Source organism: Cryobacterium sp. M23 (assembly GCF_002929655.1).
In the GTDB taxonomy this organism is placed as follows: domain Bacteria; phylum Actinomycetota; class Actinomycetes; order Actinomycetales; family Microbacteriaceae; genus Cryobacterium; species Cryobacterium sandaracinum.
The window spans coordinates 1-5,926 of record NZ_PJJV01000026.1; the positions used below are offsets into that span (position 1 = coordinate 1).

General features: G+C 65.8%; 7 protein-coding genes. 5 read left to right on the plus strand and 2 right to left on the minus strand.

The window, feature by feature from the left end; all coding sequences use genetic code 11:
• Positions 1-135: 135 nt before the first annotated feature.
• Positions 136-1,131 carry an NAD(P)-dependent alcohol dehydrogenase gene (locus CXY82_RS00340; protein WP_104169186.1) on the minus strand — a complete coding sequence of 332 codons (996 nt, stop codon included), beginning with the start codon at positions 1,129-1,131 and terminating at the stop codon, positions 136-138.
• 117 nt (positions 1,132-1,248) lie between these two features.
• On the opposite strand from CXY82_RS00340, the gene CXY82_RS00345 reads away from it, so the two are divergent.
• The 3 genes from CXY82_RS00345 to CXY82_RS00355 are packed head-to-tail and all read left to right on the plus strand — an operon-like array spanning position 1,249 to position 3,012.
• Positions 1,249-1,692: a DUF6326 family protein gene (locus CXY82_RS00345; protein WP_199180828.1), complete on the plus strand. Its 444-nt coding sequence runs from the start codon at positions 1,249-1,251 to the stop codon at positions 1,690-1,692.
• A 19-nt stretch (positions 1,693-1,711) separates the two neighbouring features.
• Positions 1,712-2,047: a PadR family transcriptional regulator gene (locus tag CXY82_RS00350; RefSeq protein ID WP_104169187.1), complete on the plus strand. Its 336-nt coding sequence runs from the start codon at positions 1,712-1,714 to the stop codon at positions 2,045-2,047.
• Positions 2,044-3,012: a permease prefix domain 1-containing protein gene (locus CXY82_RS00355; protein WP_104169188.1), complete on the plus strand. Its 969-nt coding sequence runs from the start codon at positions 2,044-2,046 to the stop codon at positions 3,010-3,012. The genes CXY82_RS00350 and CXY82_RS00355 overlap by 4 nt, the downstream gene beginning before the upstream one ends.
• A gap of 36 nt (positions 3,013-3,048) precedes the next feature.
• Here CXY82_RS00355 and CXY82_RS00360 read toward each other — a convergent pair whose 3' ends face one another.
• Positions 3,049-3,582, minus strand: a complete 534-nt coding sequence (locus CXY82_RS00360) for a hypothetical protein (RefSeq protein WP_104169189.1) — start codon at positions 3,580-3,582, stop codon at positions 3,049-3,051.
• A gap of 155 nt (positions 3,583-3,737) precedes the next feature.
• Here CXY82_RS00360 and CXY82_RS00365 point away from each other — a divergent pair, with 155 nt between their 5' ends.
• Together CXY82_RS00365 and CXY82_RS00370 are read left to right on the plus strand one after the other, a co-directional pair.
• A complete protein-coding gene (locus tag CXY82_RS00365) occupies positions 3,738-5,105 on the plus strand; it encodes a TrkH family potassium uptake protein (RefSeq protein WP_233193899.1) in 1,368 nt (455 codons plus the stop codon).
• A 34-nt stretch (positions 5,106-5,139) separates the two neighbouring features.
• Positions 5,140-5,796, plus strand: a complete 657-nt coding sequence (locus CXY82_RS00370) for a TrkA family potassium uptake protein (protein WP_104099219.1) — start codon at positions 5,140-5,142, stop codon at positions 5,794-5,796.
• Positions 5,797-5,926 lie beyond the last annotated feature (130 nt).

A 5,926-nucleotide genomic window follows, 5' to 3' on the forward strand; every position in this document is an offset into this window, starting at 1 on the left:
AGACAGGAAGCGGCGTGCGGCCGTTAAGGCGCTCCGAAACACCCACGGATAGAGCAGGGGAGCCAAAATCTCCGTCGAATTGGTTCGGGAGCGCAGCCCCCGTGCCAGACGAGGCGACGCACTCCGGGCCAGCCGTCACTCCGGGCCAGCCGTCACTCCGTCCCAGATCGAGATGGCGATCTTGCCTCGGGTGTGTTCCTCGCCGAAGTGGTGCAGGGCGTCGGCGGTCCGGCTCAGCGGGTAGGTCGTCTCGATCCGGGGGGCGACCTTGTCCGAGTCGATCAGCTCGCGAATCACATCGAGATCGGCGGCGCTGGCCGACGCCACAAGCGGGCGGAGGCTCTGGCGCGAAAAGATTCCCAGGGCCGATGCGGCGAGGATGCGCCCGATCGGGCCGAGCAGACGACCGCCGGCAGCGGAGGACAGCACCAGCGTTCCGCGTGGGGTGAGCGCGCGGCGGCAGTCGGACAGGGAGCGATTGCCGATGAGATCGAAAATCACCTCGTACTGCCGACCCTTGGCCGTGAAATCCTCGGAGGTGTAGTCGATCACGTGGTCGGCGCCCAGGCCGCGGGCAAGCTCGGTGTTCCGAGTGCTGCAGACGGCCGTCACCTCAGCCCCGAAGGCTTTCGCAAGCTGCACGGCGAACGATCCGACCCCGCCGGATGCGCCGTTGACCAGAATCCGATCGCGCGGCTGCAGGTTCGCGGCATCTCGGAGTCCCTGCAGCGCCGTGGTCGCGGCGATTGGCACCGTCGCCGCCTGCTCGAAGGTGAGCGTGGCAGGCTTGTGGGCAACCACCTTCTCGGTCGCCACCGTGAATTCCGCGAAGCTGCCCGCATTGACCTCCGCGTAGACCTCATCATTCACGGCGACGCGTCGCACGGCGCTGCCGACGGCCACGACCACTCCCGCGGCATCCCGTCCCCGGACCGCGATGCGGGGTGCCCGCAAACCGAACGCGAGCCGCACGAGATAGGGCTCGCCGTGCATCAGCAGCCAGTCGGCCGCATTCACGGATGCCGCGTGGACGCGGATCAGCACTTCGTCGGCACGGGGCACCGGCATGGGGACATCGGTGTACTCGAGGGTCTCGGGCCCGCCGTAGGCCCGCTGGATGATCGCTTTCATGGCACCCTTTCTGGTGTAACACTATAGTGTGTGCTACACAGTACAGTGCGACCTGCAAAACCGAAACCCGACAACACCAAATCCACACACACCAACCCTCGGAGAGGATCCGATCCCATGATGCTGCTCACTCCACTCCCGCGGCCCGTGCTGCTCTCCACGCTCTGGATCGTTCTGCTGTTCAACTACCTCTACTGCGACGTGCTCGGGCTCAACGACCCGGCACACCTCGTCGACCTTGAGACCGGCACCCTCGGTGGCGGGCCCTTCACACCCGGCAAGCTGGTCGCGGCCGGGGTGCTGATGCAGATCCCCATCGCGATGGTTCTTCTCGCTCGCGTGGTGCGCCACGGACTGAACCGCTGGACCAATGTGGGCGCCGCATCTGTTATGGCCGCGGTTCAGGTCTCCACGCTGTTCCTCGGCACACCGCCCACGCCGGTCTACCTGTTCTTCTCCGCGATCGAGATCACGCTGCTGCTGGCCATTGTCGTCCTCGCGGCATCCTGGACCCGCTCCAGGGAGCGGGCGGCGCACGACCGGGCCCTTGCGGGTGTGTGACGCACACTAATGTGTACAAGTGCTCAACGAAGAAGAACTCGCCACCCACCGGCAGGAGTTGCGGCGCGGCACCATCGTGCTCGCCTGCCTGGTGCTGCTCACGCAGCCCAACTACGGCTACGCCCTGCTTACTGCCCTCGAATCCCAGGGGTTCGCGGTGGATGCCAACACTCTGTACCCTCTGCTGCGGCGCCTGGAGAAGCAGGGTCTCCTCGCGAGCGAGTGGAACACCGACGAGTCCCGACCGCGCAAGTTCTACGTCACGAGTGAGGAGGGGGTGGGTCTCGCCGCCACCCTCACCACCGACTGGAACGAATTGAACATGGCATTCCGATCCCTCACGGAGACATCATGACCACCCCGTTCACCCCGTCCACCCTCACCGACCGCTTCGTCACCGAAGCGCTGCGCGGCCTGCCCGCGCGGCAGCGTGCTGACATTGAAGCCGAACTGCGCACCCTGATCGCCGACGCAATCGAGGATCGCCTGGAGGCGGGAACGGATGCCGTGGCCGCCGAACACACCGTGCTCGCCGAGCTGGGCGCACCGCGCCGGCTGGCCGCCCGGTACTCGGAGAAGCCCACCTACCTCGTGGGACCGGATCTCTACTTCGACTACGTGCGCGTGCTCACGGTGCTGCTCTCGACCGTGGTGCCGATCTGGTTTCTGTTCAGCGGCATCGTCACTTTTGTCGCCGGCTCGTCGGCTGGTGAAACGGTGGGCGTCGCCGTCACCGGCGCAATCGAGACGGCCATGTCGATCGCGTTCTTCACGACGGTGATCTTCGCGATCATCGAGCGCACATCGGCGATGCGGTCAAGGCGCACAGTGGTCTGGGATCCGGCATCCCTGCCCGAGGTCCTGGACAAGCGCGGCTATTTCACGGAGCTCGTCGGCGGAATCAGCTTTCTCGTGATCATCGCCAGCGCGCTGATCTGGCTGCAGACGGTGGGTGCGGTCGAGGGGCGGGACAGCGCACTCATCGGTCCGATTGCGACGGAATTGTGGACATCCGGGGCGTTCTATATCGCGCTTTTCTATGCCGCTGTCAGCATCAGTTTTCACCTGTTCGCGTATTACACGGGATGGTCGGTGTCGAATGCGATGGCGACCATCGTGCTGGACGTTCTCTTCGTCGTTCCAGCGGTCTGGCTCACGGCGAGCGGCCGGCTGCTCAACCCGGACTATTTCGATGCCGTCGGCTGGCCGCAGGGCGTCGGGGTCGTCACGGCCATCGTGGTGGTCGTCGTGCTGCTGTTCTCCGCCCTGGACTCCATCGACGCAATCGTGCGCGCGACCCGGAAACGGCGCACTCGCTGAGCCGTGATTTGCGGAGCGCGAAGAGCGGATGCCGCGCTACTCCCTGCGCCGGGTGAAGCGTCGCTCGAACCAGTAGAGCAGTTCGGGGCGCACCCGGTTCAGGTCCTGCAGGGTCATCGGTTCGGGCACCCGCACCATGGGTACGCCGAGCTGATCGACCACCGTGTCCATGGCGCCGCGCGAGTAGTACTGCCCGCGCATGCGCACCAGCAGTCGGCCGTCGGTGCCGGTGACGAAGAGCTGCGGCTGCGTGTCGAGCGCCCCGCTCCGGTAGAGGTCGAGCAGCACGACGCTGCCGATCTCGTCCGCGGAGAAGTCCTTGACCAGGCCCATGAAGCCGCGCTCCGAGATGCCCTCGGCATCGACACGGATGATGGTGCGAGTGTAGGCGAGATAGGCAAGGCCGCAGATGCTCAGGAGCACAACCTGGGCGATGGCAACCGGACGCCAGGTGCCGTTGGGGATGCTGAGCCAGAAGAGCACGGCGGAGATGGGTGCGACAAGGGCCAGGACGGAAAGCCCCGACTGCATCAGCAACCGGCCGTGAGGCCGCAATGCGTGCGTGTGCATACGCACACCCCCGTTGAATCTCACCCTTGGTTCCCCCTCGCCGGTGTACACAGATTATCTCGGATTTTGCGTGAGTGCGGCAGTCACCGATAGGGGGGGGTGCCGTGTCGAAACCGGAACAGACGACGGATGCCCGTGAACCGTATAGTGAGCGGGTGCCATCCTTGTCTCTCCGAAGAAGCGGTCCGCGCGTGCCGCGCGCCCGGCTGCATCCGGCGCAAGTCGTGGTCGCCGGATTCGCCGCCGCCATCCTGATCGGCACGGTGCTGCTGATGATCCCGATCGCGACGCCCGGCCCCGGCGGCACCCCGTTCCTGATCGCGGCTTTCACGGCCACGTCGGCCGTTTGCGTGACCGGGCTGACCGTCGTCGATACCGCGACGTTCTGGACGCCGTTCGGCCAGGTCATCATCCTGGCCCTGATCCAGGTCGGCGGCTTCGGGATCATGACGTTCGCCTCGGTCATCGGGCTCGCCGTGATCCGCAAGATGTCCCTTCGGTCCCGCATGACGGCGGCCGCCGAGGTCAAGAGCTTCGGGCTCGAGGATGTCCGCGGGCTGGTTCTCGGCGTCGTGCGCATCTCCCTGATCGTGGAGTTCATCGTGGCGGTGCTGCTGAGCCTGCGGTTTTGGATCGGGTACGGCGAAGCGCCGGGCCGGGCCATCTGGCTCGGCGTGTTCCACTCCGTGTCCTCGTTCAACAACGCGGGCTTCGCCCTGTTCAGCGACAACCTCATCTCCTATGCGACGGACCCGTTCATCTGCCTGCCCATCGCCGCCGCCGTGATCCTCGGCGGCCTGGGCTTCCCGGTGATCATGCAGCTGCGCAAGCACCTCCGGAACCCGCTGAAGTGGTCGATGAACACCCGCATCGTGCTGGCCGGAACGATCACACTTCTGGTCGCGGGCACCGTCTACATCACCGGCGTGGAGTGGAACAACCCGGGCACGCTCGGACCGCTGGACTGGCCGAGCAAACTCCTGGTGGGATTCTTCCAATCGGTGCAGACGCGCACGGCCGGGTTCAACAGCCTCGACATCGGGGCGATGGATTCCGCGAGCCTGCTCGGCATGGACGTGCTCATGCTGATCGGCGGAGGCCCGGCCGGCACCGCCGGCGGCATCAAGATCACCACCTTCGCTGTGCTGTTCTTCATCCTGTTGACCGAAATCCGTGGCGAGGTGGCCGTGAACGTCTTCGGCAAGCGCCTCTCCCGGGCCGTGCACCGTCAGGCGATCACCATCGTGCTCCTGGCGGTTGCGGTGATCACGGTCTCCACGGTCGCCCTGATGCTGATCACCGATATCGGCCTCGATGCCCTTCTGTTCGAAGCGATCTCCGCGTTCGGCACGGTGGGGCTCTCCACCGGGATCACCGCGGGTCTGCCCCCGGCCGGTCATATCATCCTGATGCTGCTCATGTTCATCGGTCGTCTGGGTCCCATCGCCTTCGCCTCGGCGCTCGCCCTGCGGGACCGCCCCACCGGGTATGAATTACCGAAAGAGAGGCCCATCATTGGCTAAATTTTCCCTGTTCGGGCACCAGCAGCCTGCGCGTATGGCCGAAGAGGATGCGATCGTCGTGATCGGCCTGGGTCGGTTCGGCAGCGCCCTTGCACTCGAGCTGATGGCCAGCGGCAGCGAGGTGCTCGGCATCGACGGAGACGAGGAGATCGTGCAGGCGCACAACGGCCTGCTCACCCACGTCGTGCGCGCCGACTCGACCAAAGAGGAGACGCTCCGCCAACTCTCGGTGCCGGACTTCAGCAGCGCGGTCGTCGCGATCGGCGGCGATATCCAGGCGAACATCCTCACCGCGAGCCTGTTGCTCAAGCTGGGCATCCCGAATATCTGGGCCAAGGCGGTCAGCGACCCACACGGTGAGATCCTGCGCCAGATCGGCGTCAAGCACGTCATCTACCCCGAGAAGGACATGGGCAAAAGGGTGGCCCACCTCGTGCGCGGGGTGATGCAGGACTACATCGAGATCGACGAGAACTTCGCCCTCGTGAAGACGAACCCGCCGCAGGAGATCATCGGCGTGCCGCTCGGAAAATCGAGCGTGCGCACCATCCACGGGATCACCGTCACGGCATTCAACCGCCCCGGCAAAGGCTGGAGCTACACGACCCTTGACACGACGTTGGAGGCCGACGACGTCATTCTGATCGCCGGGGACGTGCGCAAGGTGGAGTCCTTCAGCCGCCTCAGGTAGCGGATGCCGTCGGCCTTCCCGGTCGGCGAGGAGCTGGGTGCGGCGGGGCTGGGTTGGGTTCGGTTGGGTTGGGCGCGGCGCAGCTGGGTGCGGCGGGGCTGGGTGCGGCTGCGTGCGGCTGCGCGCGGCT